This is a genomic window from Vandammella animalimorsus (assembly GCF_002285265.1).
Classification (GTDB): domain Bacteria; phylum Pseudomonadota; class Gammaproteobacteria; order Burkholderiales; family Burkholderiaceae_C; genus Lampropedia.
Genome location: NZ_NSJB01000006.1, coordinates 54,538 through 81,342, shown reverse-complemented (window position 1 = coordinate 81,342; position 26,805 = coordinate 54,538). Strand labels below are relative to the sequence as shown.

General features: G+C 69.1%; 18 protein-coding genes. 10 read left to right on the top strand and 8 right to left on the bottom strand.

Features of this window, described 5'->3' with window-relative positions; all coding sequences use genetic code 11:
- Positions 1 to 25: 25 nt before the first annotated feature.
- Positions 26 to 1,450 (bottom strand): DEAD/DEAH box helicase, encoded by a 1,425-nt coding sequence (locus CK625_RS09220; protein WP_095540024.1) that lies wholly within the window; start codon positions 1,448 to 1,450, stop codon positions 26 to 28.
- Positions 1,451 to 1,655: 205 nt separating this feature from the next.
- The gene (locus CK625_RS09215; RefSeq protein WP_143326244.1) at positions 1,656 to 2,777 is read right to left on the bottom strand and encodes a sel1 repeat family protein; all 1,122 of its coding nucleotides are present in this window, start codon (positions 2,775 to 2,777) and stop codon (positions 1,656 to 1,658) included.
- Positions 2,778 to 2,996: 219 nt separating this feature from the next.
- Between CK625_RS09215 and CK625_RS09210 the strand changes: the two genes are divergently transcribed.
- A complete protein-coding gene (locus tag CK625_RS09210; protein ID WP_095540022.1) occupies positions 2,997 to 3,926 on the top strand; it encodes a Tim44 domain-containing protein in 930 nt (309 codons plus the stop codon).
- Positions 3,927 to 4,287: 361 nt separating this feature from the next.
- On the opposite strand, the gene glnE is transcribed toward CK625_RS09210, so the two are convergent.
- A complete protein-coding gene (gene glnE, locus CK625_RS09205; RefSeq protein WP_095540021.1) occupies positions 4,288 to 7,131 on the bottom strand; it encodes a bifunctional [glutamate--ammonia ligase]-adenylyl-L-tyrosine phosphorylase/[glutamate--ammonia-ligase] adenylyltransferase in 2,844 nt (947 codons plus the stop codon).
- Between the two features lie 112 nt (positions 7,132 to 7,243).
- Between glnE and CK625_RS09200 the strand changes: the two genes are divergently transcribed.
- Entirely contained in the window at positions 7,244 to 11,932 is a 4,689-nt protein-coding gene (locus CK625_RS09200) for a YhdP family protein (protein WP_095540020.1), read from the top strand.
- 100 nt (positions 11,933 to 12,032) lie between these two features.
- Here the strand turns inward: CK625_RS09200 and CK625_RS09195 are convergent, their stop codons facing one another.
- Positions 12,033 to 12,824: an OmpA family protein gene (locus CK625_RS09195; RefSeq protein ID WP_095540019.1), complete on the bottom strand. Its 792-nt coding sequence runs from the start codon at positions 12,822 to 12,824 to the stop codon at positions 12,033 to 12,035.
- Between the two features lie 337 nt (positions 12,825 to 13,161).
- Between CK625_RS09195 and mltA the strand changes: the two genes are divergently transcribed.
- On the top strand, positions 13,162 to 14,337 hold the full coding sequence (gene mltA, locus CK625_RS09190) for a murein transglycosylase A (RefSeq protein ID WP_095540018.1): 1,176 nt from the start codon (positions 13,162 to 13,164) through the stop codon (positions 14,335 to 14,337).
- 42 nt (positions 14,338 to 14,379) lie between these two features.
- On the opposite strand, the gene CK625_RS09185 is transcribed toward mltA, so the two are convergent.
- A complete protein-coding gene (locus CK625_RS09185) occupies positions 14,380 to 15,426 on the bottom strand; it encodes a LysR family transcriptional regulator (RefSeq protein WP_095540017.1) in 1,047 nt (348 codons plus the stop codon).
- Between the two features lie 219 nt (positions 15,427 to 15,645).
- Here CK625_RS09185 and CK625_RS09180 point away from each other — a divergent pair, with 219 nt between their 5' ends.
- Positions 15,646 to 16,305: a LysE family translocator gene (locus tag CK625_RS09180; protein ID WP_095540055.1), complete on the top strand. Its 660-nt coding sequence runs from the start codon at positions 15,646 to 15,648 to the stop codon at positions 16,303 to 16,305.
- 16 nt (positions 16,306 to 16,321) lie between these two features.
- On the opposite strand, the gene ccsB is transcribed toward CK625_RS09180, so the two are convergent.
- Together ccsB and CK625_RS09170 are read right to left on the bottom strand one after the other, a co-directional pair.
- A complete protein-coding gene (gene ccsB / locus CK625_RS09175) occupies positions 16,322 to 17,647 on the bottom strand; it encodes a c-type cytochrome biogenesis protein CcsB (protein ID WP_143326243.1) in 1,326 nt (441 codons plus the stop codon).
- The gene (locus CK625_RS09170) at positions 17,644 to 19,893 is read right to left on the bottom strand and encodes a cytochrome c biogenesis protein ResB (protein ID WP_172425129.1); all 2,250 of its coding nucleotides are present in this window, start codon (positions 19,891 to 19,893) and stop codon (positions 17,644 to 17,646) included. Before CK625_RS09170 ends, ccsB begins: the two co-directional genes overlap by 4 nt.
- Before the next feature lie 124 nt (positions 19,894 to 20,017).
- Between CK625_RS09170 and yihA the strand changes: the two genes are divergently transcribed.
- On the top strand, positions 20,018 to 20,722 hold the full coding sequence (gene yihA, locus CK625_RS09165; RefSeq protein ID WP_095540015.1) for a ribosome biogenesis GTP-binding protein YihA/YsxC: 705 nt from the start codon (positions 20,018 to 20,020) through the stop codon (positions 20,720 to 20,722).
- Positions 20,723 to 20,878: 156 nt separating this feature from the next.
- Positions 20,879 to 21,823 (top strand): hypothetical protein, encoded by a 945-nt coding sequence (locus CK625_RS09160; RefSeq protein ID WP_095540014.1) that lies wholly within the window; start codon positions 20,879 to 20,881, stop codon positions 21,821 to 21,823.
- 112 nt (positions 21,824 to 21,935) lie between these two features.
- On the opposite strand, the gene CK625_RS09155 is transcribed toward CK625_RS09160, so the two are convergent.
- A complete protein-coding gene (locus CK625_RS09155) occupies positions 21,936 to 22,493 on the bottom strand; it encodes a bactofilin family protein (protein WP_095540013.1) in 558 nt (185 codons plus the stop codon).
- A 528-nt stretch (positions 22,494 to 23,021) separates the two neighbouring features.
- Here CK625_RS09155 and CK625_RS09150 point away from each other — a divergent pair.
- Genes CK625_RS09150 through CK625_RS09135 form a run of 4 tightly spaced genes read left to right on the top strand, consistent with a single transcriptional unit; the run spans position 23,022 to position 26,640 of the window.
- Entirely contained in the window at positions 23,022 to 23,408 is a 387-nt protein-coding gene (locus CK625_RS09150) for a response regulator (RefSeq protein WP_095540012.1), read from the top strand.
- Positions 23,409 to 23,444: 36 nt separating this feature from the next.
- Positions 23,445 to 23,822 (top strand): response regulator, encoded by a 378-nt coding sequence (locus CK625_RS09145; protein ID WP_095540053.1) that lies wholly within the window; start codon positions 23,445 to 23,447, stop codon positions 23,820 to 23,822.
- Positions 23,819 to 24,391, top strand: a complete 573-nt coding sequence (locus tag CK625_RS09140) for a chemotaxis protein CheW (RefSeq protein ID WP_095540011.1) — start codon at positions 23,819 to 23,821, stop codon at positions 24,389 to 24,391. The genes CK625_RS09145 and CK625_RS09140 overlap by 4 nt, the downstream gene beginning before the upstream one ends.
- Before the next feature lie 38 nt (positions 24,392 to 24,429).
- Positions 24,430 to 26,640: a methyl-accepting chemotaxis protein gene (locus tag CK625_RS09135; protein ID WP_095540010.1), complete on the top strand. Its 2,211-nt coding sequence runs from the start codon at positions 24,430 to 24,432 to the stop codon at positions 26,638 to 26,640.
- Positions 26,641 to 26,805: the final 165 nt, after the last annotated feature.

The following is a 26,805-nucleotide window of genomic DNA, read 5'->3' as shown; positions in this document are numbered from 1 at the left end:
GAGCATCGGATGGGCGCGGCGATCGCTATTCGCGCGGGCTTTGCGGGCTGGCCCTGAGCAGCGCGGCGACCTTGGCCTTGGGCTTGATGTTGGCCGAGCGGCGGTGGCCGCTGGCGGCCTTGGCGCTGGGCTCCCAGGCCGGGCGCGCATCGCCTTCGGGCGGCAGATAGGGCGCGTCGAACAGCGGGTCCTGCGCCGCAGCGGGCCTGCTGCCGTGGCGGGCCGGGCGGTCCTCGCGGGCTTCGCGCGCGCTGCGCCGCTCCAGCGCCTCGTCGCGGCGGTTGCGCCGCTCGCTGCGTTCCATGCCGCGCGGCAGGGGCAGGGGCTCGGCGCTGATTTTCTTGCCGATGAGCTTGCCGATCTCGGCCAGCTGGCGATCCTGCTCGGGCGTGACCAGCGTCATGGCCAGGCCCGAGGCGCCGCCGCGGCCGGTGCGGCCGATGCGGTGCACGTAGTCCTCGGCGTGGAAGGGCACGTCGAAGTTGAACACCGCCGGCACGTTTTTGATGTCCAGCCCGCGTGCGGCCACGTCGGTGCAGACCAGCAGATCGACCTGGCCGGCCTTGAAGGCGTCCAGCGCCTTGAGGCGCTCGTCCTGGCTTTTGTCGCCGTGCAGCGCGGCGGTGCGCACGCCGTCGCGCTCCAGCGCGCGCGCCAGCCGCGCGCAGCCCAGGCGGCTGTTGACGAACACGAAGGCCTGCTGCTTGCCGTTCTCACGAAACAGCTGCAGCAGCGCGCGGCGCTTGTCGGCCTCGGCCAGGCGGAAGAACTGCTGCTCAATGCTCGAAGCCGTGGCATTGGGGCGCGCGACCTCGATCAGCACCGGGTTGTGCAGGTAGCTCTCGGCCAGGCGCTTGATTTCCGGCGAGAAGGTGGCCGAGAACAGCAAGGTGGTGCGCTTGGGCGGCAGGTGCGAGAGGATGCGCTGCAGATCGGGCAGAAAGCCGATGTCCAGCATGCGGTCGGCCTCGTCGAGCACCACGTACTCGACCTGGCCCAGCGAGACCGAGCGTGCCTCCAGATGGTCCAGCAGGCGCCCGGGGGTGGCCACCAGGATTTCCACGCCTTTTTTCAGCTCGGCAACCTGGGGCTTCATGTCCATGCCGCCAAAGACCACGGCGCTGCGCAGCTGGGTGTGCTGGGCAAACTGGGCGATCTGGCTGGCCACCTGGTCGGCCAACTCGCGCGTGGGCAGCAGCACCAGCGCGCGGGTCGGGTGGCGCGCGGGCGAGGCCGAGCTGTTCTCATGCCGCAGCATGCGCTGCAGCAGCGGCAGCGAGAAGGCGGCGGTCTTGCCGGTGCCGGTCTGCGCCGCGCCCATGACGTCCTGGCCGGCCAGCACCACGGGGATGGCCTGCTCCTGGATGGGCGTCATGTCCTGGTAGCCCATCTGCGCGATGGCGCGCTGGATCGGCTCGGCCAGCATCAGGGTGGAAAAAGGTTTGCTCATGGATGCAGTGTCAGGGCGCGGTGGCAGGCCGCGCCGGAATCGAAACGGCCAATTATCGGCCAACTGCCTGCCAGGGCAGGCCTGCGCGAATCCAGAGGCCTTTGCAGCAGTCTTTCAGCGGCCCATCCATGGGCTTATCCAATGGGCCCAGCGTGTGCTGGTGGCGTGTGCGTGCTGTGCGTGCCTGCCCCAGCCAGGGGTGATCTCACTGCCAGCGCCCTTGCAGGTCCAGCAGCTCGTGCCTGGCCAGCACATGCCCTGCTTGTGCGGCCTGCTTGAGCAACTCCATGGCCTGGGGCATGTCCACGCGCACGCCACTGTGGCCATTGATCAGGCGCTGCGCTTGCAGATAGTGCATCTCCACACGGGCATCGGCATTGCTGGCTGCGGCCTGCTCCAGCTCGGCCAGCAGGGCGTCGGCCTGCTCATTGCGGCCCAGCCGGTACAGCGCCCGGGCATACAGGCTGCGGGCCATGCCAATGTCCAGCTGCGCAGCCTTGGCCAATGTCTGCAGGTATTTTTCGCCATCCTGGCCCTTGTTGGGCTGCTGGTAGCTGCTGGCCAGGGCCAGCAAAGCCTGGGGCAGGCCCAGGTCGATGGCCTGCTGGTAATGCTGGCGGGACTGGGCCAGGTGCTCCTGGGCCTGTGGCTTGTCCTGCACCTCAAGGAATTGGTGGCTGTGCCAGCGGCCTTGCAGCACATGGGCCAGCGCCGGGGCCTTGGCCTGCAGGGCCTGGTGGTGCTCCTGCAGAGCCGGCCATGGCACTGGCTGCAGCTCGCGCAGCTGCATGAGCGCCAGCCCGTAGTACCCGGCCAGATAGCCCGCATCGGCGGCGCGGCGGTATTGCTGGCGCGCGCCGCTGGCCAGGGCCTTGAGTTGCCATGCCTTGGCCATGTCACGGCGCGATGCGCCCTGGCCTTTGTGGTTGAACAGGTTTTGCAGTTCGTACTCCTGCAATTGCAGGAGGTAGGCGTTGCCCAGCTGGTAGGCATAGCGCGCCTGCTGCGGGTGCTTTTTGATGGCCTTGAGGCAGGCGGCGATCGTCTCCTGCAGTTCCTGCCCGGCTGTGAACGTCCGGGGCTTGACCTCGGGCGGGCGCTGCGGGTCCAGCGGCGAGGCGGTGGTGTCGCACAGCTGCTCCGGGCTGGCCGCGCTGGTCGGGCTGGTAGGGTTCTGGGCCATGGTCCAGCCGGCAGCGCCCAGCAATGCCCCTGCGGCCAGTGCCGGGCTTAATGTGCGGGTTAATGCGCGGCTCAATACCCGGCTCAATGCCTTGATCAGCGGGCGCTGCAGGCCAGGCGCTGGGTGAAGCGGGGAATGCGGCATGGGAAGACTCCTTTCTGTTGACCCAAGCCGGGCCTGCAATGGGCCTGGTCTGCGACTTGGCTGCGCGGGCATTATCGCCAGGGCATGTTTCATGCAGTGCTGGCAGGAAACCGAAAACCGGAAAGGGTATTCGCAATTTGGAAGAATCGCGCCCAGGCAAATCCAACGGCGGCCATGCGCCTGCCATTCAATGATTCAGGAGAAACAATGACCTTGACGATGAAAAAGCTCGGCTCCGTGCTGGCAGCCTTTTTTCTCGCCCTGCTGATGCTGGTGCACGCCGATGCCGAAGCGCGCCGCATGGGCGGTGGCAGCTCCATCGGGCGCCAGTCCAGCAACGTGACGCAGCGCCAGCAGGCCACCACGCCGCCAGCGGCGCAGCGCGGCGCTGCGGCCAATGCCCAGGCGCGCCCGCGCAGCCCCATGATGGGCCTGCTCGGCGGTCTGGCCGCTGGCCTGGGCCTGGCCTGGCTGGCCAGCGCGCTGGGTCTGGGTGAGGAATTCGGCACGGTGCTGATGCTGTTGCTGCTGGGCCTGCTGGCCATGGCGGTGATTGGCGCCATCATGCGCTCGCGCAACCGCCCGGCCATGCAGGGCGCGGCCGCCGGCGGCAACCCCTTTGCCGGCATGGCTGGCAATGCCAGCCAGCGCAGCGCCCAGCCCTACAACCCGCGCAACGTCGGCAACGACGCCTCGGCCCGCCCGTTTGAGCAAGGCGGCTCGATGATCGGCTCGGCGCTGGCCGGCTCGCAGAGCTGGGGCATTCCGCAGGGTTTTGACACCGAGGGCTTTCTCAGCGCGGCCAAGCGCAATTTCGTCAGCCTGCAAAAGGCCTGGGACGACAGCGACCTGCTGGCGCTGCGCGCCATGATGACCGACGAGATGCTGGCCGAGATCCGCCAGCAACTGGCCGAGCGCGACGCCCACAGCGGCGGCAAGCCCAACCACACCGAGGTCATCACCCTCGATGCCCAGCTGCTGGGCATCGAAGAGCTCGACGATGTTTACATGGCCAGCGTGGAGTTCTCCGGCATGATCCGCGAGGACGCGGCCGCAGGCCCGAACCCGTTCCGTGAGGTCTGGAACATGACCAAGCCCAAGAACGGCGGCTCGGGCTGGCTGGTCGCTGGCCTGCAGGCGCTGCAATAAATTATCGACTGGCAGTCGCCAGTTCAAATAAAGAAGGCGGCCATGGGCAAACCCCATGGCCGCTCTCTTTTTTGTCCGCCGGGCGGAGATTGGAACAACCCCCAGAGCGTGTTCTGCTCGAACGCCTACAAATCCAAGACCTGGCCGCTGACTGGCATCGCCATCTCGCAAGCAGCTCTCGTCATGCCCGCAAAGGCGGGCATCCAGCGCCACCCTTGTGCACGAGAGGGGGATTGGCCAACAGCAGCGCCGCCCCGTCAGCGCCGCCCCTGTCAGCGTCGCAACTGGACACCCGCCTGCGCGGGTGTGACGAGAACCAGCCGGGCTTGCAGGAAATGTCTTTATAAGAATCGAAACCGCCCTAATGCAGGCGCGTGGCCTGCGCTTGCGCCTGTTCATCCGCGCCGAACAGGTGCTGCCACAGCGCCAGGCCGGCCTGCTGCATGGCCTGGGCCTGCGGCAGCGGCAGCTGGCCGTGTTCTTCGTTGAGGCGGGCTATGTGCTGGCTGCGCCGCATGGTGCGGTAGGCGTCGGCGGCGGCCTGGCCCATGGGGGCGGGCAGCAGGCCTTGCTCCTGGGCGATTTGCAGCAGGGCGATGTTGCCGGCATTGCGCACCAGCTCGGGGTGCTGGCCGGAGTGCGCCAGCACCAGGTACTGGGTGGCGAATTCGATGTCGATCATGCCGCCGGGGCTGTGCTTGAGGTCGAAGCTGCCGCTGGCGATGGGGTGGGCCTGGCGCATTTTTTCGCGCATGGCCAGGATTTGCGCGCGCAGCGCGGCGTGCTCGCGCGGGGCCTGGATGACGGCGCGGCGCACTTCGTCAAAGCGCGCGCGCAGCGTCGGTGAGCCGAGCACGAAGCGCGCGCGCGTCATGGCCTGGTGCTCCCAGGTCCAGGCGGTGTTGCTGCCGCGCTGCTGCTGGTAGTCGGCGTAGGCCTGGAAGCTGGTGACCAGCAGGCCGGAGTTGCCGTTGGGGCGCAGCGCGGTGTCGATGGCGTAGAGGTCGCCTTCGGCGGTCTTGCTGCTGAGCCAAGCGATGAGCTTGCGCACCAGGTTGGCGTAGACCAGCGGGGCGTCCTCGTGCTCGTCGTCGTAGACGAAGACGATGTCCAGGTCGCTGCCGTAGCCCAGCTCCTTGCCGCCGAGCTTGCCGTAGCCAATGATGGCAAATTGCGGCGTGTCGCGGTGCTTTTTGCGCAGCCGCTGCCAGCACCAGTCGGTGGTGACTTGCAAGATGGTGTCGGCCAGCGCGCTGAGGTCGTCGGCCACGGCCTCGACCGAGATGCGCTGCTCCACGTCGCGCGCCAGCGTGCGGAAGGTCTCGGCGTGCATGCCGCGGCGCAGCACGTCCATCAGGGCTTCGTCGTCGTCCTCGCCGGTGCTGCGCAGCGCATCGTGGCGCCATTGCAGCTCCTTGGCGAAGTACTCGGCGTCAAAGCGTTCGCTGAGCATGGTGCCGCTGGCCAGCTCGTCGACCACGCCGGGGTGGCGCAGCATGTAGCGCAGCGGCCATTTGGTTGAGCCCAGCAGCTGCAGCAGGCGGCTGTGGATGCCCGGGCATTCGATCAGCAGCGCGAAGTAGCTGTCGCGCCCGAGCAGCGATTCCATCCAGTCGCAAAAGCGCAGCGCCGCATCCTGCGTGATGGCGCCGCTGGCCAGTTGCTCGCCCGTGGCGTGCAGCAGCGTCAGCACCCGCGCCATGGAGCCATGGCGCAGCGCCTCAAAGCGCGGCAGCTCGGGCCAGGCTGCCAGGTGCTCGGCCATGGCCGGGGGCAGCTGGCGCAGCAGCTGGGGCCAGGAGCTGGGCGCGGCGCTGGCATGGCTGGCATCCGGTGGTGGCTGGTCGCTGGCGGCATCGGGCGCTGGGCTGGCCTGCGCGCTGCTGGCCGGGCCGGGCCGGCGGCGCGATTTCTTGTTCGTGCCCAGCAGCGCGTCGAACTCCTGCGCCACGCATTCGCGGTGCGCGGCCAGCGCCTGCAGGTAGCTGTCGGTGCCTGCAAAGCCCATGCTGTGGGCAATCCATTGCAGGTCCACCGCATCGGTGGGCAGCACATGGGTTTGCTGGTCGTCCAGGTACTGGATGCGGTGCTCGCTCTGGCGCAGAAAGACATAGGCATCGTGCAGCCGCTGGGCTGTCTGCGGCGCCATCAGCTCGGCGCGGCTGAGGCGCTGCAGCGCCTCCAGCGTGGGGCGGCAGCGCAGCTCGGGGAAGCTGCCGCCGCGCACCACCTGCAGCAGCTGCACGGTGAACTCGATCTCGCGGATGCCGCCGCGCGCGATCTTCACGTCGTTGGCGCGCTCGGGCCGCCCGGCGCAGCGCGCGCTGGCGTGTTCGCGGATCTGGCGGTGCAAGTCGCGCAGCGCGTCGAACACCGGGTAGTCCAGGTAGCGGCGGAACACGAACGGCAGCACCGCCTCGCGCAGTTTGCGCACGTTGGGCGAGCGCACCGCGGCGGCAGGCGCGACGACGCGGCTCTTGAGCCAGGCAAAGCGCTCCCACTCGCGGCCGTGGGTCAGGAAGTACTGGTGCAGCGCCGGCAGCGAGTTCACCGGCGCGCCGGACTTGCCGTGCGGGCGCAGCGCCAGGTCCATGCGAAAGACCAGGCCGTGCTCGGTGGTCTCGCCCACCAGGGCCTGCAGCTGGCGTGCCAGCCGGCTGAAGTACTCGTGGTTGCTGATGACGCCGCGCCCGCTGGCGTTGCCGCTGGTCTGGCCATCGCGCTCGTAGACGTAGATCAGGTCGATGTCGCTGGAGACGTTGAGCTCGCGCGCGCCGAGCTTGCCCATGCCCACGATCCAGAACTGCACCGCCTGGCCCTGCGCGTCCAGCGGCTGGCCGTGGCGCTGCTGCAGCTGCGCCTGGGCGTGGCCGAAGGCCTGGTCCAGCGCCAGCTCGGCCAGCTCCGTCATGGCCTGGGTGATCTCCTGCATCGGCGCGGCCTGCTCCACATCGCGCTCGACCAGCCGCAGCAGCACCAGCTGGCGCAGGATGCGCAGCGCCGCGCCCAGCGGCTGGGTGTGCAGCAGCGCCTGCAGGGCCTGCTGCATGCCCGCGCGCGTGAGCGCGCCGGGCGGCAGGCAGGGCAGCTCCTGCGCGTAGCGACGCCGGATGCGCTGCACAAAGCGCGAATGGCCCGCCCCGCCGGGCAGGCCTTGCCAGGCGGGGCGGCTGGGTGGGGGCGGCGGCGTAGTGCAGGGGTTCATGGCAATCGTGCGGATGGGGGCCGAAGATGGCCCGTATTGTCGGCCAGCGTACTGGTGTGCTGATGCACTGGCGCACCGCCGCGCCCAGGCCCCGGGCCGATAATCGCCCCCCATGAATCGACCCCTCTTGGATGCGGCCAGCCCTGGCGCGCCCGCCCCGGCCCCCCGGGCCGGGCGCATGCTCTGGCGCCGGGGCCTGCGCTGGATCCGCTGGGCCTTGCTGGGGCTGCTGTTGAGCCTGGCGCTGACGCTGGCCTTGCTGCACTGGTGGTTGCTGCCGCGCATCGACCAATGGCGCCCGGCGCTGGAGCGCTATGCCAGCCAGGCCACCGGCCTGCAGCTGCAGCTGGGCCGTTTGCAGGCCCAGGCCGCCGGGCTGCTGCCCAGCCTGGTGGTGTGGGATGTGCAGGCCCGCGCGCGGGATGGCCGCATGGCGCTGCATGTGCCCCAGGCCCGGGTGGAGCTGTCCTGGCAGATGCTGTGGCGCCAGGGCGTGGCGGCGCTGGTGCTGCACCGCCCGACGCTGTACCTGAGCGCGACCGCCAGCCCGGCCAGCGCGGCGGCCCCGGCGCTGGCCCCTGATGACGCCGCTACGGCGGCGCAGCCCGCACCCGCCTCCTCTGCCGGGGCGGCCGGGGCGGCCGTGTGGCGCTGGCTGCAGCGCCAGCCCGAATTGCGCGTGGAGCAGGGCAGCCTGATCTGGCAGCAACAGCCCGCAGGCCAGGCAGGCCCGGCCCAGGTGCACTGGGCGCTGCACCACATCGACTGGCAGCTGCGCCACACCGTGCTGGGCGCGCACCAGCTGCAGCTGTCGCTGTCGCCGTCGCCGCCCGCAGGGCCTGGCACTGCCGAAGCTGCGCCAGCGGCGGCCGTGCGCGTCGAGGGCCAGTGGCGCGGCAGTTGGGGCGGCGCGCAGTCCGGCCTGCCCGATGGGCGCTGGCAGCTGCAGCTGCAGGCCGTGCCGGTGCAGCAGCTGCAGCCCATCTTGCAGACTGCCCAGCAATGGGCCGAACAATGGACCGAACAATGGGCCCAGCAAACGGGCAGGCCGTGGCCGCAGGCCTGGGCGGCCCTGGCGCAGCCGCAGGCCGTCAGCGGCCAGGTCGATGCGCAGCTGCAGCTGCGCCTGCGCCAGGGCCAACTGGCGCGCGCCGATGCCAGCGTGCAGCTGGGCCAATGGCAGCTGCGCGATGCCGGCGTGCAGGCCGCGCCGCCTTGGCTGCATTGGGAGCAGGTCCAGGCCAGGCTGACGCTGCTGCGCCAGGAGGGTGGGCCGGGCACGCAATGGCATCTGACGCTGGAGCCCATGCAGCTGGCGCGCGGCCGCTGGCAATGGCGCAGCGGCCCCATGCAGCTGTCACTGCAGCTGGCGCCCGGGCAGCACTGGTCGCACTGGCGCAGCGCCCAGGGCCAGCTGCAATGGTCTGATGTGGAGCTGGCGCCGCTGGCTGCCCTGCTGCAGCCGCCGCAGCCCACAGCCGCGCGCGCCGCGCCGGCCTGGCGGCAGCGCTGGCAGGCCGTGCAGCACGAGCTGGCGCGCTGGCAACCCGCAGGCCGGCTGCAAGCGCTGGAGTTGAGCTGGCACGGCGCCGCGGCGCAACCCGCATCCCAGCAGCCATCCCAGCAGCCATCCCCGCCAGCAGCACCAGCCTGGCTGGCCAATGCGCCACAGCACTGGCAGCTGCGCGCGCAATGGCAGCAACTGCGGCTGGGCATGCAGGACGAGCGCCTGCCGGCCGCAGTGGCCGGCCTGAGCGGCACGCTGCAGGCCGATGCCCGGCAGGGCCAGGCCACCTTGAGCATGGCCGAGGGCGCCGTGCGCCTGCCCAGGCTGTTCGAGCCGCCCCACATCCCCATCGAGCAACTGCAGGCGCAGCTGCACTGGCAGCGCGACGCGCAGGGCCTGTGGCAGCTGCAACTGCAGGCGCCGCAGCTGGCCAATGCCCATGCCCGCGGCCAGCTGCGCCTGCACTGGCGCAACTCCACGGCGCAGGAGGTGGCGCGCATGACACCGCGCAAAGGCCGCCAGCCCGGGCCCTGGCCTGGGCACCTGGACTTGCGCGCCAGCCTCAGCCAGGCCGACGCCACGGCCGTGTGGCGTTACCTGCCGCGCAGCATCGCGCAGCCCGTGCGCCACTACGTGCGCGATGCCGTGCGCCAGGGCCGCTCGCGCCAGGTGCAGTTCGAGGTGCGCGGCCCGCTGCACGAATTCCCCTTCGCGCCCGCCGCCACGCCGGGGCGGGTCGCCGCCGGGGCCAGGGCTGGGGCTGGCGAGGCGCTGTTTCGCATCCAGGCCGAGCTGGAAGACGTGGGCCTGCGCTACCTGCCCCACGCGCTGCTGCCGCCGGGCACGCTGCCGCTGGCCTGGCCCGATCTGCAGGCCCTGGCCGGCACGCTGGTGTTCGAAGGCCAGCAAATGCGCCTGCAGGTGCGGCAAGGCCAGCTGCAGGCCGCGCCGCAGGTGCGCCTGCTCGAAGGCCAGGCGCGCATCGACGACCTGACCCATGCCCATCTGCAAGTGCAGGCGCAGGCTCAGGGGCCGCTGCAGGCCCAGCTCGATGTGCTGGCCAGCACCCCGGCAGCGCGCATGACCGGCCATGTGCTCGACACGCTGCAAGGCGATGGCGCGGCGCGCCTGGAGCTGCAGCTGGACATCCCGCTGGAGGCCGCGGCCACGCGGGCCGGGGCGCAGCCCAGCGTGCAAGGCCGTGTGCACCTGCAGGGCAACCAGCTGCGCTGGTGGCCCCAGGTGCCGCAGCTGCAACAGGTGCAGGGCAGCGTGCAGTTCACCCACCAGGGCTTTGCGGCGCAGGATCTGCAGGCCCAGGCGCTGGGCGGGCCGCTGCGGCTGACGTTGGCCTCACAGCCGCTGCAGCCGGGCCAGCCCTTTCGCACCCGCATCGAGGCACAGGGCCAGCTCAGCGCCGACGGCCTGCGCCAGTACGCCGACCAGGCGCTGGGCCAGGGCGCAGCCCAGGCCTGGCTGGCGCCGCTGCACGGCCAGAGCAGCTACCAGCTGCAGGTGCAAACCGTGGGCGAGCGTGCCTACATCGACCTGAGCAGCGACCTGCAAGGCCTGGGCAGCCATTTGCCCGCGCCGCTGGACAAGCCCGCCGCCAGCGCCGAGCCGCTGCGCCTGTGGCATGCGCCAGCGGCGCAGGCGCAGGGCGAGGAAAGCCTGCAACTGCAATGGGGCCAGCGCCTGTACGCCCGCTACCGCCTGGCGGCCCCGGCCAGTGCGGCCGATGCCGCCAGCGCGCCAGTGGGCAACAGCGCGCCCCAGCCAGCCAGCGCCAATGCAGCCAGCGCCTGGCGCGTGCTGGGCGGCGAGGTGCTGATCGGCGCCTTCAGTGCCGATGAGCGCCGCCTGGCGGCCTTCATCCCCAACAGCTTCGCGCCCGCGCCCATCACCCCGCGGGTGCGCGCCACCATTGCCTGGCCGCAGTGGAATGCCTCGGCCTGGCTGCCCTGGCTGCATGCGCTGGCGCAGCCGCAGCCTGGCCCTGCAGCCGCTGCGCCATCCGCAGCAGGCACGCCCTCTGTGCCCTCTGCGTCATCCGCGCCGCCGGCCTGGCAGGCCTTCTTGCCCGATGTCTGGTATGCCAAGCTGGCGCGGCTGCAGCTGGGGGCGGTGGGCTTTGACGCCGTGCAGGCGCAGATCTACCGCAGCGAGGGCGAGCGTCGCCATTGGGTGGCCAGACTCAAGGCGCGCCAGGCCCAGGGCACGCTGGAATACCACCCGGACTACCTCGACGGCACCGGCCTGCTGCGCGGCAAGGTGGCCTATCTGGAGCTGCCCGCCACGCTGGCCGAGCAGGGCGATGGCGAGCCCGCCACGCCCAAGGCCTCTCAATCTTCGCAGGCCGGCCAGCACGGCGGCGTGGCGCCTGCCTGGGCCGATGTGACGCACCTGCCGACCGTGGATCTGGAAATCGAACGCCTGCTGCTGGCCCGGCGCGACTGGGGCCGCGTGGCCCTGCAGGCCGTCAACCAGGTGCAGGCCGGCGCGCCCAGCGAATGGCGCATCAACTACCTGACCATGACCACCCCCCAGGCGCGGCTGACGGCCAAGGGCAGCTGGCGCGATGCTGTGCGCCAGGGCCAGCCCAGCGCCTTGCTCAGCGGCCGCAAGCGAATGGACATGCGCTTCACGCTGGAGGTGTTCGACGCCGGCGGCCTGCTGGCGCGCCTGGGCATGCCCGGCGTGCTGCAGGGCGGGCAGGGCCAGCTCGACGGGCGGCTGTCCTGGAGCGGCTCGCCGCTCAAGCTCGATCTGCCCAGCCTGGGCGGCGCGCTGCACCTGCAGGTGCGCCGTGGGCAATTCCTGCAGGCCAGCGCCGGCGCGGCGCGGCTGCTGGGCGTGCTCAGCCTGCAGGCCTTGCCGCGGCGGCTGAGCCTGGATTTCCGCGACGTGTTCAGCAGCGGCTTTGCCTTCGACTTCATCCAGGGCGACGTGCGGCTGGAAGGCGGCCAGGCGCGCACCAACAATTTGCAGATGAAGGGCGTCAATGCCGGCGTGCTGCTCGAAGGCGTGGCCGACCTCGTGGCCGAAACGCAGGACATCCAGGTCGTGGTCGTGCCCGAGCTCGACGCCATGACCGCCTCGCTCGTGGCCACGGCCATCAACCCGGCCGTGGGCGCAGGCACCTTCCTGGCGCAGTTCTTCCTGAGCAAGCCGCTGGCCGAATCGGCCGCACGGCAATTCCACATCCACGGCACCTGGAGCGAGCCCCAGGTCGAGCGCCTGGCCCGCCAGCCCACTGCCCAGCAGCCGCAGCCCGAGTCGGGCGATGCGCCCTGAGGGCGGCAGGTGCTCGCCGTGGCCCGCGCGCCGTGCCGCGCGGCCATGAAAAAGCCCGCCAGGCGGCTCTGGCGGGCTTTGGGGTGTGGCTGCAGGCCTATCAGCGGCGGTACTGCGGGTACGGCTGTGGTTGGTACTGCGGGTACTGCTGGGGCGGCTGCTGGTACTGCGGCTGTTGCGGGTAGGGCTGCGGCTGGTATTGCGGCGGCTGTGGTTGCTGAGGTTGGGCCTGGGCCGGCTCGCCAACGTAGATTTCCACGCGGCGGTTGCGCGAGCGGCCTTCGGCCGTGGCGTTGGTGGCCACGGGCTCGTGCGAGCCGCGGCCATCGATCTGGATGCGCTGGGCCGCCACGCCGCGCGCAATCAGGTATTGCCGGGTGCTTTCGGCGCGGTTGAACGACAGCGGGTTGTTGATGGCGTCGTTGCCGGTGCTGTCGGTGTGGCCGACGATGACGATGTCCGTGCCCGGGTTGTTCTGCAGGCTGATGGCGAACTGGTCCAGCAGCGGGGCGAACTGTGGCTTGATCTCGGCGCGGTTGGTGTCAAACGAGATGTCGCTGGGGATGTTGAGCTTGAGCCGGTTGTCCTGCGTCTGGGTGACGACCACGCCAGAGTCGGCCATGGCGCGGTCCATTTCGGCGCGCTGGCGTTCCATGCGCTGCGACCAGACATAGCCGCCCAGGCCGCCCAGCGTGGCGCCGATGGCTGCGCCGCGGCCATCGCCCGCAATGCCGCCGACGACGGCGCCCGCCGCGGTGCCGATGCCGACGCTGGTGGCGGTGTAGCGCTGGTTGTCGCTCATGTTGGCGCAGCCGGCCAGCAGCACGCTGGTGGCTGCGGCAGCGGCCAGCAGGGGGCGGGTGGCGCGCAGTGCGGTGGTGGTTTGGGTCATGGTTTTCCCTCCAAGAGAAAGTGATGCCGGATCGGCGTTTGGTTGAATCGTTTGGGCGTGCAGAGATCGCGAACCGGTTCCGGGCGGTTTTTTCGGCTGGGGCCGAAATCCTCAACGGGCTCTTATGGATAATCCGCCTGCCGTTTGACAAGCCCGCGCCATGGCGCGGAGCGCATTGCATGCCCTCAACGCGCCAGTATCGCCAATGGTTGTCACGGCGGGGTCAATGGCCTTGGATGGGATGCAGTCTTTGTGTGGGGGCGTGTTGCGCCATGGCGTTGGCGGTGTGCGCAGCCCATGCGTTGTTTGAGGGCCATGATGGCCCAGGTTGTTGTTCATGTCTGTACGTTTTCTTTGCGGCATTGTGGCGATGGGGCTGGCGGCCTGGCTGGCAGGCTGCGCCGCCCCCAAGCCGACGCCGGCCCCGGCTGCGCCGGCCCAATCTGGCGCGCAGGCCCAGCCCAGTGCGCTGCCGGTGCTGATGCCCCACCCGATGGGCCCCAGCGTGCATCGCCCCGCCGCGCTGTGGACGCCGGTGCCCTGGGGCGATTTGCCCGGTTTCGAGCAGGATGCGCTGGAGCAGGCCTGGGCGGCCTGGCTGCACAGCTGCAGTGCGCCTGCGCCCAGTTGGCGCCAGGCCTGCAGCGAGGTGCAGGCCCTGCGCACGGCCGATGATGCGCTGCGCCGCGCCTGGATGCGGCGCAGCCTGCAGCCCTATCTGGTGCGCACGCCCGATGGCCGCGACCGGGGCATGCTCACGGCCTATTACGAGCCTGTGATGCGCGCGCGGCGCATGGCCGGCGGCGGCTTTGGCGTGCCGCTGTATGCCCTGCCATCGGGCTATGCCAACCAAGGGCCGTGGTTCAGCCGCCAGCAGATCGAGACGGGCCACCCGGGCGCGGCCACGGCCCTGGCCGGGCGCGAAATCGCCTGGCTGGAAGACCCGGTGGATGCGCTGGTGCTGCACATCCAGGGCTCGGGCCGCCTGATCCTGCAAGAGCCCGACGGGGCCATCCGCCATGTGCGCCTGGCCTATGCGGGCACGAACAACCATCCGTACAAGAGCGTGGGCCGCTGGCTGCTCGAGCGCCGCCTGATCAGCGATGCCAGCTGGCCGGGCATCAAGGCCTGGGTGCAGGCCAACCCGCATCGGGTGCAGGAGATGCTGTGGAGCAACCCGCGCTACGTGTTCTTCAAGGAAGAGCAGCTGCCGCCCGAGGCGCAGGAGCTGGGCCCGCGCGGCGCCCAGGGCGTGCCGCTGACGCCGGGGCGCTCCATCGCCGTGGACAAGCGCAGCATCCCCTATGGCACGCCGGTCTGGCTGATGACGGCCGGGCCGGTGCTCAACGAAAAGCGCCTGGTGCTGGCGCAGGACACGGGCAGCGCCATTGTCGGCGCGGTGCGCGCCGATTACTTCGCCGGCCGGGGCCCTGAGGCTGGCGAGCTGGCCGGGCGTGTCAAGCAGGATCTGTACCTCTGGGCCTTGTGGCCCAAGGGCGTGCCCTTGCCGTGAAGGGCGGCAGGCCCTGCCTTCTCCTTCTCTTTGAACAGGGGCTTATGTGCGCTTGCGCTGCCTGTCCGTTGCATCGCAGGCAGGCGGCTGCGGGCAGCAGGCGGCGGCCTCGGCCTGCAGCCACTGCCGCAATTGCAGGCAGGCGGCGCTGGCCTCGGCCCAGGGCACGCGGCTGAGCAGGTGGTAGCTGGAGCCATCGCGCACAAACCCCTGCGGCGCATGCAATTGCCCGCTGGCCAGCGCGTCGTGCACCATCAGCACCGAGGCCATGGCCACCCCCAGGCCCGCTGCCGCGGCCTGGATGCTCAGGTAGAAGTGTTCGTAGTGCTGCGCCTGACTTGCCGCCGCCTGGGCCGCTTGGTTTGAGGCCTGGCGCGGAGCGCGGCGCGTGCCGGGCGCACTCCCTGTCGCTGACGCGGCTTTTGCCGCGTGGCCGCCGCTGGCGTGCAGGCGTTGCGGATGCTGCAGACGCTGCCAGTTGGCCCAGGCATCGGGGCGCGTGGCCGTGTGCAGGCGCCGCGCCTGGGCCAGGCCGCCGCGCGGCCATTGGCGGTTGCGGCAGACCGGGCCAATCCACTCATCGCAGATTTTGCTGGCATGTACGCTGGCGCTGTCCCACACGAAGTCGTTGCGGCGCAGCGCCAGATCGACCCCGCTGCGCTGCAGGTCGATGGGCCCGCCAGCGGCCAGCAAATGCAGCGAGATGTCCGGGTATTGGCGCTGAAACGATGGCAGCCTGGGGATGAGCCAGTTCATGGCCAGCGTGGGCTCGCAGGAGAGCACCAGACGCTGGCTGTCCGGGCGCTGGCGCAGCTGCTGTAAGGCGCCGTCCAGCTGCGCGAAGGCCGCTGAGGTCGTGGCCTGCAACAAGCGCCCCTGGGCGGTGAGAAACACCGCCCGATTGCGCCGCTCGAACAGCGCCACGCCCAGGGCCTGCTCCAGCTGGCGGATCTGCCGGCTGACGGCGCTGTGGGTGACGTGCAGCCGCTGGGCGGCCTGGGCAAAGCTGCCCGTTTGCGCGGCGACGTCGAAATAGCGCAGCGCCGCCAGGGGGATGCGCGAGAGCGAGGAATCTGCAGGGCCAAGCACGATGAAAACGCACGGATCAAGGGGCGGAAAAATCGCTTTTCCTCCGCGCCCGGGCTGCAGATACTGCGCGCCTTCGCATCACTGGAGGAATCGCCATGCAGGCAAGCTGTTTACGGTCTCGGCCCGATGGGCAAAAAGAGCGGATGGGGGCGCTGCCCGGGCGGCGATTGTGCCAGCCGCTGCACGCTGCGCCGCGCTGCGGCGGGCAGGGGGCGGGCCATGCATGAATGGTTGGCCGTGATCGGCATCACGGTGCTGGCGGTGATCAGCCCGGGGCCGGACTTCGCCATGATTGCGCGCACCAGCTATCTTTTTGGCCCGCGCGCCGGCGTGATCGGGGCGCTGGGCATTGGCGCTGGCGTGCAGGTGCACGTGTGCTACACGGTGCTGGGCGTGGCGCTGCTGGTGCTGCGCTCGCCCTGGCTGTTTGCACTGCTGAAGCTGCTGGGCGCGGCCTATCTGGTGTTCATGGGGCTGCAGGCGCTTGTCAGCAGCTGGCGCGCTGCAGCGCCGCAGCCGCAGCCGCAGACGGACGAAGCCACGCCCCAGGCCCCGGCTGGGCAGACCTTGAGCGCGGCCGCAGCGTGGCGCATGGGCTTTTTCACCAATGCTCTGAACCCCAAGACCATGCTGTTCGTCGTGGCGGTCTACACCCAGGTGGTGCATGCCGATACGCCGCTGGCGCGCAGCCTGGGCTATGGGCTGTTCATGTCGCTGGCGCACATCGTCTGGTTCAGCGTGGTGGCGCGGTTTTTCTCCGCCCCGGCCATGCGCCGCGCGCTGCTGGCGCGCCAGCGCTGGGTCGATGGCGTGATCGGCGCGCTGCTGTTGCTGCTGGGGGGCTCGCTGCTGTTCGTGGCGCGCGGCCAGCCGGGGTAGCGCCGCCAGATGACCGCTACAGCCGCCCGTAGCTGTGCAGCCCGCCCATGAGCAGGTTGACGCCCAGAAAGGCAAAGCCCGTCAGCGCCAGGCTCAGCAGCGCCCACCAGGCCAGCCAGGGGCCGCGCCAGCCTTTGAGCATGCGGCTGTGCAGCCAGCTGGCGTAGTTGAGCCAGACGATCAGCGCCCAGGTTTCCTTGGGGTCCCAGCTCCAGTAGCGCCCCCAGGCCTGGTCGGCCCAGATCGCGCCCAGCACGGTGGCCAGCGTGAAGAAGGCAAAGCCCAGGGCAATGCTTTGGTAGAGCAGCGCGTCGAGCAGCGCCAGGCTGGGCAGGCGCTGCGCCACGGGGCCGCGCCAGGCCATGATGGCGCTGACCGGCACGATGGCCAGGCCCAGGCACAGCAGCCAGAAGTGGGGCTGGCCAAAGCCGATGGAGCGCATGCTGCCCAGCAGCAGGGGCACCAGGCACAGGGCCAGGCCCAGCAGCCACAGCAGCCCTTGCGCGGCGCGGCTGGGGCGGTGCTGGGCATGGTGCTTGAGCAGCCAGGCAAAGGCCAGCGCAGCGGCCAGCGTGAAGCAGCCATAGCCGATGAAGTTGGCGGGCACGTGCAAGGCCATCCAATGGCTTTGCAGGGCTGGCACCAGCGGGCCGATGGCATGGCCCTGATGGGCCGCGCCATGCCACAGCAGCAAGCCGGCGGCGGCGCAGACCAGGCCCAGCGCCAGGGCCCCGATCTGGCGCAGGCTGCGGCAGCGGCTTTCGCCATAGAGGTACAGCGCCGTGGTCAGCCAGCAAAACAGCAGCAGCACGTCGTAGAGGTTGCCGATGGGCAGATGGCCCATGCCGGGGCCCAGGCCGTGGCTTTCATGCCAGCGCAGCAGGCTGGCGCTCATGCCCAGGGCGCATGCGCCCCAGGCCAGGCGCGAGCCCCAGCGCTGCAGGGCGGCGCTGCTGCGCCGCGCCCACAGGGCCAGCCAGTGCAGCAGCGTGGCCAGGCCCAGCAGCAGGCACATGCCGGCCACGTAGCGCTGGTTGCCCGCCAGCTGGTGCAGCAGCGGATCGTCGCTGCGCAGCAAGGCCATGGCCGGCAGGGCCAGCACGGCCACGGCCAGCGCCAGGGCCTGCAAGCCGCGCCAGTGCTGGCCCAGGGCCACGAGCAGCGCCGCCAGGCCCAGCAGCAGGGCGTGCCCGGCCAGCGCCATCTGGCGGCCGTGTTGCAGCCAGATGGCCGCGCAGGCTGCGGCCACGCACAGCGCGAACAGGGCGAACAGGGCGCTGTGCCAGCGGGCCTGCGCCACCCGCTCGGGGGGGCGATTGGGGGTGGGGTCGGCAGGGGTCATTGGGGTTCGGTCGTGGTCGGGCCGGCAGGGGGCTGCAGCAGCAGGCGGCGCAACTGGGCGAAGCCCTGCGCGGTGCGTGGGCCGGCGCGCTGGCAGCTCAGCCCCAAGGTGGCCTGGCTGCGCCCTGCGGGCGCGGCCTGCAGCCAGACCCACAGCCGCCGCTCCTGCACGAACAGCAGCAGGCCCAGGCCCAGCACCAGCAGCAGGCAGCCGGTGTAGACCAGGCTGCGGCCTGGCGCCTGGCTCACCTGCAGGATGCTGGCGTAGCGGGGCGTGAAGTCCTCCAGCATGAAGAACAGCGGCGCGGGGTAGTCCTGGGCGGCATCCAGGGCCAGCATGGCGCTGCGCAAAAAGGCGTCGGTGTAGGGGGTGCCCGGCGGCATGGGCGGCAGCCCGGCATCTTGGCGCTGCTGTTGCAGCATGCTCAGCAGCAGTTGCGAGAGCAGTTGCAGCAGGCCCTGGCTGGCGGCCTCTTGCTGCGCGGCCCCGGCCTGGCGCTGCACCAGCTGGGCCAGCGCGGCCAGGCCGGCTGGGCTGGCCGTGCCGATGGCCTCGCCCGCGCCGCCAGCGGCCTGGCCGGCAAACAAGGCCAGCAGGTGACTGGCCGAGTGCTGCAGCTCGGCGCGCGCCTGGGCGCTGGCCTGGGGCAGGCTGTGCTGGGCATGGCGCTGCACGGCGCGCTGGCGTTGCTCGGGGTCGCGCAGGCCGTGCAACAGGCCCAGCATGCTGTCTATGCGGCCCAGTTCATCTTGCGGCAGGCGCAGGAAGGCAAAGGGCTGGCCTGGCGCGCGGCGCACGCCCAGCAGATACACCGGCACGCCATCGTCCAGTTCAATGGCCTGCATGGTGTTGTGCCCTTCGATGGCCTGGCCCGCGGCATTGCGCAGGCGGTACTGGATGGCCGGGCCGGGGGGCGTCTGGGGCGGCGGATCGTCCTCCAGGCCGGTGTGCAGTCGCAGTTGCTCCAGGCGATAGCCGGCCAGCCCAGGCCAGGCCGGCAGCGCCAGGGTGCTGCCGCTGTGGGCGCTGAGCGTGGCGGCGGGCACGGGCTGCTGCAGGCCCAGCGGGCGCAGGCGCAACTCGGAGCGGTGTTCTTCAAAGCCTGTTTGGTAGATGTCGATGCCCTGCAGGCGCAAGGGCTGGTTCACGGCAATGCGATGTTGGCTGCTGGCTGCGCCGCCGGGCTGGTGGATGCGCACCTGGCTGCTGAACATGCTGGGCTGGCCGCTGGCATGGCGCGCGATCTCGAAATGCTCCAGCTCGATGGCAAAGGGCAGTTGCTGCACGAAATGGCCGGCGGCCTGCCTTTCGAGCAGGGCCAGCGCGCTGCGCTCGCCCTGGGCCAGGCGCAGATGGCCGCGAAAGGCATGGCCGGCCGCGCTGAGGCGGTGCTGGCCGGCAATGGCCTGCAGCTGACCGGGTTGCAGGCCCACCGGGCCGGGCCAGGGGCTTTGGCCCTGCCACCAGGCGCGGGCGCGCAGCGCCAGGCTGCTGTCCTGCAGCGCCCCCAGGCAGATCAGCACGATGGCGCAGTGCGTGGCCAGATAGCCCAGCCGGTGGCCGGCCGCGCCCTGCTTGGCCGCCAGCAGCCAGCCGGTGCCAGCCGGGGCGCTGGCCTGATGCGGGTGTGGCTGGGCCGGGCGCTGTTGCACTTGCACCTGCCAGCCCCGCTGGCGCAGGCCGGTGCGCATGCGCTGCGCCAGCGCATCGGGCTGGCCGGCGCACAGGGCCTGGGCGCTCCAGGGCATGCTGCGCAGTGCTTGCGGGCCCTGCGGCAGCCGGTAGTCGCCGATGGCGGCCAGGTAAGGCCGGGCGTTGCGCAGCACGCAGGCGCCGGTGCTCAGCAGCAGCAGGCCCAGCAAGCCCATGAACCACCAGGCGCCGTACACGTCGTGCCATTGCAGGCGCATCAGCAGCGCCCCCCAGAAGGGGCCCCAGCTGTGCAGGTAATGTTCTGCCGATTCGCGTTGTGGCAGCAGCGTGCCCAGCAGCGCGGCCAAGCCGATGAAAGGCAACAGCGCAACGGCAAAGCGCATCGAGGTCAGCTCGGCCCAGAGGCGCTGGCGCAGCGTGCGCAGGGGCTGTGGCAGCCACCTGTCCAGCAAAGCAGCGATGCCGATCAATGGCAGCAGCACCGCGCCCAGCAGCAGCCAGGCCAGCACTTGCAGCAGCGGCGCAGGGCTGGGGCGTGGCGTGGCGGGAGGCGGGGAAGGCGCAGACTGCAGGGCAGGAGGGAGCGTTGGCATGGCTTGCCAGTGAAAGCATGTGATGCACTTTGCGCTCTCGCTGAGGCGCACAGTGCATACACAAATATTAGTGTATCGGCGCGCTGCTGGCAGGGCATACTGCGCCACCATGACTTCTGATTCCATGCATTCTTCCGGTCGCGGCGCTCGGCCTTCCGGCCAGAGCGAAGCCGCTGCCCAGCAGGCCTTGCGCTGGTGGCACACGGCCCGTTTCTTGAGCACGGCCGCGCAGCTCGATCAGCTGCCGCAAACGGGCCTGCCGGAGGTGGCCTTCGTCGGGCGCTCCAATGCGGGCAAGTCCACCTGCATCAATACCTTGACGCAGCAGCGCCAGCTGGCCTTTGCCTCCAAGACGCCGGGCCGCACCCAGCACATCAACTTGTTCGTGCTGGGCCCCAAGCAAAGCCCGCAGGCGGTGCTGGCCGATTTGCCCGGCTATGGCTATGCCGCCGTGCCGCAGCAGGACAAGCTGCGCTGGCAGCGCGTCATGGCCAATTACCTGCTCAGCCGCGATACGCTGCGCGCCGTGGTGCTGCTGTGCGATGCGCGCCTGGGCCTGACGCCGCTCGATGAGGCGCTGCTGGAGATGCTGCGCCCGCGCGTGGAGCAGGGCCTGGACTTTCTGATCCTGCTGACCAAGGCCGACAAGCTCAACCGCGCCGAGCAGCAAAAGGCCTTGCAAATCATGCGCCTGAATGCCGGCGGCGGGCAGGTGCAACTGTTCTCGGCCTTGAAAAAGCAAGGCGTGGGGGCTACGGCGGCGCTGTTGCAGCAATGGCTGCTGGCCGGGGGGCAGCCGCCTGAGCAGGCGTTGCCGCCAGCGCCTTGATGCGCGCTGCGCTTCGTACACAAGGGCGCGGCCGCCGCGAGGCGGCTGTTCTTCCTTTATCCTTGCAGCCTCTTTGAAATTCTGTTTTTGATGGCTGCGTATATGTTGTTTGCTTCTGCTTTGAAGGCCGGTGCGGTTGGGCGCCCGTGCCGTGCCGTGTGGCTGGGCGCACTGTGCCTGGGTGGGGCCCTGGCGCATGCCCAGCAGCAGCAGCCGGCCCCGGCGGGCGGGCGCGCCTTGCAGGATGAGCGCCGCATCGCCTGGCTCGATGGCACGCGCGATTACACCTACCGCGCCTCGCACTGGCTGGCGCACACCGTCGATGGCTGGTTTGGCGATGAGCCGTTCGAGAACAGCGGCAAGGTCTCGGGCTACGTGCGTATCAATACGCTGTGGGAGCAGCATGCGGGCACGCAGGCCAATGTGCGCTTTCGGCTGCGCGCCGACCTGCCCAATCTGGAGCGGCGCGCCTACGCCTTCTTCGGCCAGGACAACCGCGAGGAAGTGGTCAGCGACGTGCCCGCGGGCTTCACGCGCGAGGAGTTGTTGCTGCGCGAAAACCGCCGCGAGGACCAGTCCTTCTTTGCCGGCCTGGGCTATGACTTCATGGACGATGTGGATTTCCGCATCGGCTTTCGCGGCGGCCTGAGCCCCTATGCGCAGGTGCGCTACAAGACGCAGTGGGCCTTGTCGCCGCGCGATGTGGTGTATTTCCGCGAAAGCCTGTATTGGTCTTCCGAGGACAGCCTGGGCTCGACCACGGTGCTCGATTACGAGCACGCCCTGAGCCGCAGCCTGATGCTGCGCTGGGGCAATGTGGGCAAGATCACGCGCCGCAGCGACGGCTTTGAATGGCAAAGCTCCGTGGGCCTGATCAAGGAGTTGCCGGGCGTGCGCACCGCCAGCGTCGAGGCCTTGCTGCAAGGGCGCACCAGCTCGGTCAAGCTCTCGAACTATGGCGTCAGGACTTCGTGGCGCCAGCCCATCTACAAGGATTGGCTGTTTGGCAAGGTGACGCTGGGGCACTTCTGGCCCAAGGAGGAGCGGCGCTCGCGTGAGCGCTCCTGGGCCATTGGCGCCAGCGTGGAAATGCACTTCTGATGCGCGCCTCGGGCGCTGGGCATGGCCCCGCATGTGCCCGAAAGCAAAAAACGCTGCCCAATGGCAGCGTTTTTCGTTGGGCAACGCCCCGTGTGGATGCTGGGCGTGGCTTTCAGGACGAGGCAGCGATGGACTGGATCTCGCCGCTGATGTTGGCGCCTTCCTCGACCACCAGCTTGCCGTAGCGGATCTTGCCGGTGACTTTGCCCGTGGCGAAGACGGTGAGCTTGTTGCGCACGGTCAGGTCGCCGTCGAAGGTGCCGCGGATTTCGGCCACGTCGATGTTGGCCGTGCCATTGAACGAGCCCTGCTCTGAGATCTGGATGAGCTTGGAGTCCAGCGTGGCCTCGACCACGCCGTCGATGAACAGCACATCACAGTCGGTGATCTCCACGCCCTTGAGCTTGATGTTGGGGCCCACCGTCAGCTTGCTTTCCTTGGCATCGCCCGTGCTGCTCTGGCCCTCGCTGCTGGCAAAGGATGGCGCTGCGCCCACGGCCGGGCTGGCGCCGCCGGGGGCGCTGCCGAAAAAGCCTGCCGGGCGCGCCGCAGGCGTGGCGGCCGGGGTGCTGGCTGCTGGCGCAGCAGGCGTGCTGGCCGGCGCGGCGGCGGGGGATTCGGTCTTGCTGGAGTCGCTGTTGCGTTTGCCGAAGAAGCTCGATTGGGCCATGGTGGAATTCCTGTCAGTGGTGAAAAAATCGCTACGATGCAGAATTTACGTGAAATCCGAAATACAACTTGTTGGCATTGATGGCGCAAGGGGCCATTTTTCGTTTTTTTTCACGATTTTCACGTGGCAACACCTGTGTGGAGGCCTGGTGCAGTGGGGGATTTTGGGTGCTGGCCTGTCGGCCGCGCACTGCCTGGAGTGCGGCAAGGCGCGGCAAAAAAGGCACATCCGGTGATGCGAAGGAAACAAAAAGGGGTCTGCGCCTGTCGCGCTTGATACAAATGAATACAATCGGGCCCAATGAAAAGGCGGCCCACCATGGGGCGCCAACCCCTGCGCCGGTGCCGCGGCGAAATTGTGGTGCGTGCGGCCCAGAAGTGCGGTGCATTCAAGGAGAAAAGGGAGTGCTGCCATGAGGGCAGGCGCCCGATCGGAAGGCTGCAAACACGCATGCGCGGCTGGGCCGGGCATGCCTCCCGCATGACGCCGGCAGCGTGCCGCGGGCAACAGACAAACAATGGTGAACCTATGAGCGATCAAGCAAGTGTGACCAAGGTGCTGGTCGTCGATGACAGCAACACGATTCGACGCAGCGCCGAGATTTTTCTCAAGCAGGGCGGCCATGAAGTGCTGCTGGCCGAGGACGGCTTCGATGCGCTGGCCAAGGTCAACGACTACGAGCCGGACCTGATTTTCTGCGACATCATGATGCCCAAGCTCGATGGCTACCAGACCTGCGCCATCATCAAGCGCAACCCCAAGTTCACGGCCACGCCCGTCATCATGCTCTCTTCCAAGGACGGCTTTTTCGACAAAGCGCGCGGGCGCATGGTGGGCAGTGAGGACTATCTGACCAAGCCCTTCACGAAGGACCAGCTGCTCAAGGCCGTGCGGGATTTCAGCGCCGCAAATTAATCAATACAAAGCAAAACAAAACAAGAGGTAGTGATCATGTTGATTCAAAAAGTGCTGGTGGTGGACGATTCGCGCACGGAGCAGGTCTATTTGTCCGATCTGCTGCAAAAGCAAGGCATTGCCGTGCGCACCGCCAGCAACGCCGATGAAGCATTGCAGAAAATGGCCGAGGAGCGCCCCGACCTGATCCTGATGGACGTGGTCATGCCCGGCAAGAACGGCTTTCAGCTCACCCGCAGCATCACCAAGGACCCGGCCTACGCCAACCTGCCGATCATTTTGTGCACCAGCAAGGGCCAGAGCACCGACAAGGTCTGGGGTCTGCGCCAGGGTGCGCGGGCCTATCTGGTCAAACCCGTCGATCCCAAGGAGCTGGAAGAGGCCATCGATGCCTTGCGCAAGGAGGCTTCATGAGCGCCGCACAAGAGCAGGCCGCGCCGCCTGCCCAGGATGCCGGCCAGGACAAGGACTTGCAGGCCCGTCTGGCGCGGCGCCTGCGTCAGGTCGATGCCGGCGAGCGCGCGGTCTCGGCGTGGATGGCCGTGCAGATCGGCGAGCGGTTTTTCCTGATCCCGCTCAGCCATGCCTTCGAGATCCTGCCCTGGCAGAGGCCGGCGCCCGTGCCCTATACCAAGCCCTGGTTTCTCGGGGTGATCAACTGGCGCGGCTCCCTCTCCGGGGTAGTGGATGTGGCTGCCTACCTGGACGCGGGGGCTGCGCTGCGCAGCGAGCAGGCCCTGGCGCAATGCATGCTGCTGACGCTCAACCCGGTGCTGGAAGTCAATACCGCCTTGTTGATTGACCACATGGCGGGCCTGAAAAGCCTGACGGACTTCACGGCTGCCTACGCGCCCGCACCGGGCAGCACGGCGGCCGCGCCGTTTCTGGGCAACATCTATGCCGACGCAGAAGGCAGGCACTGGCAGGAATTGAATTTGCAGCGACTGGCCCAGGACAGCCGGTTTCTTGCCATCGGCCTTTGAACCAGGGCCTTTGACTGAGTGCACAGCACAACGACACCATGACGAAACAAACGACGAGCGAGGCTGCCGAGCAGCACCTGGCCGATGCAGCGGAAAACACGTGGAACTCCACCGTGATCGAGCCTGCCCCCAGTAGCGAGGAGCTGGCAGCCAAGGCCGCCGGCGGCGAGGCCGGCGCCGATGGCGCGGGCAAGGGCAAGGACAAGGCCAAGAAAAAGAAGTTCACTAGCCCGCTGGGCAATCCGACGATCGAGCTGCCTTTGCTGGGCAAGGGCAAGCTCGAGCGCCATTTGCTTTTTTCGCGGCTGTTGCTGCTGCTGGGGGTTTTGCTGTTCCTGTTCGGTGTGCTGCAGGGCATGTGGCATTCGCAGCGCGCGGGCTCGCTCTACAACACCAGCAGCGATGCCACGGAGCTGACCAGGCGCCTGGGGGTGGTGTCCTCGCTGGCATTGAATGGCGAAGCTGCGGCTTTGCAGGACGCCATCGACAGCGCCCGCTCGCTGGCCGATCAAATCGTCATCATGGGCGAGGGCCGCTTGGCCAGCAAATACGCGTTCTTCCCGGCTGTTGCCCAGCGTGGCGAGCAGATCAGGGCCTCGGCGCAGTTGCTGCAGGACGGGCGGCCCGTGCTGCGCGCGCGCGATACGGCATTGAGCTCCATGGTGAAGCTGGCCACCAGCACCCAGGATGTGCTGCTGCCCGTGGCGCAATCGGGCGCGGGGCTGCGTGAGCGTGAATGGGCCCAGCAGCTGCTGCTGGCTTTGCAGGCCATTGCAGGTGCAGCCCATGAAGTGCAGAGCACGGATGTGCTCAGCGTCGATAATTTGAAAATTTTGGGCTACAGCCTGAACCTGGCCGAGGGGTACGCGCTGCAATTGCGCGCCAGCACCAGCAATGCGCAGCTGGCCAATATCCTGCAGGCGCTGACCTACCAGCTGCAAGACAGCCAGACCGCGCTGCAAGCCCTGCAGGAGGCCCTGCCGGCGGTGAACGCGGCGCGTGACTCCTCGCGCAAGCTCTACCACCAATCCAATGCGGTGCTGCAGCCGCTGGAGACCATCAAGAACAGCCTGGCGGCCGAGGTGGGCCTGCAATGGTGGCAGATCGCGCTGATCCTGCTGGGGGGCTTGCTGACGGCTCTGGGCGGCTGGATCATGGCGTTGGCCTACATCCGCGCAGGCCGGCGGCGCTTGCTCGATGCGGCCCGCGTGCATGAGGCCACCTTGCTGAGTGAACAGGACGCCAAGCGTCTGAACGATGCCAACCAGGCGGCGATTCTGCGCTTGATGAACGAACTGCTGCTGGTGGCCGAGGGCGACTTGACCCAGGAGGCCACGGTGACCGAGGACATCACCGGGGCCATTGCCGACTCGGTGAACTACACCATCGAAGAGCTGCGCCACCTGGTGCAAAACGTGCACCAGTCGGCCGACAAGGTGACCAAGACGACGCTGTCGGTGGATGCCACATCGACCGAGCTGCTGGCCGCTTCCACCGAGCAGCTGCGCGAAATCCGCGAGACCGGGCGCGCCGTGCTGGAGATGGCGCAGCGCATCAACACCATCTCGGGCAACGCGCAGGATTCGGCGCAGGTGGCGCTGCAGTCGCGCAACGCGGCCGAGGCGGGCCTGCGTGCTGTGCAGGATTCGATCACCGGCATGAACGCCATCCGGGCGCAGATTCAGGAATCTTCCAAGCGCATCAAGCGCCTGGGCGAATCCTCGCAGGAGATCAGCGAGATCATCGAGCTGATCTCCGACATTACCGAGCAGACCAACGTGCTGGCGCTCAATGCCGCCATCCAGGCCGCCTCGGCCGGCGAGGCCGGGCGGGGCTTCTCGATCGTGGCCGAGGAAGTGCAGCGCCTGGCCGAGCGCTCGGCCGATGCCACGCGCAAGATTGCCGAGCTGGTGCACGCCATCCAGAGCGACACCCAGGATGCGGTGGCCGCCATGGAGCGCTCCACGCAAGGGGTGGTCGAGGGGGCCATGCTGGCCGATCGCGCCGGCACCCAGCTCACGGCCATCGACGAGGTTTCGCGCCAGCTGTCCATGAAGGTGGAGGAAATCTCCGGCGCAGCCTTGCAGGAAGCGGCGCTGGCCAACCAGGTGACGGAAAACATCCAGCACATTCTGGCCGTGACGGAGCAGACCAGTGACGGCACGCGCTCCACGGCCCAGCAGGTGCGGGCGCTGGCACACACGGCGCAGGAGCTGCTGCAATCCATTGCGCGCTTCAAAATTCAATAAGCCTTTTGCCGCATCAGCAAGGATGCTGTGTGTGGGGCGGGCGCCAATGCTGGCGCACAGCGCCTGCCACAGCCAGCTGGAGGGGGCGGGCCGCCGCTGCAGGCGGGGGCTGCGGGCTGATGCGGTGCCATGGCGCGGGTGTGCGCCACAGGCCGCAGAGCGGAT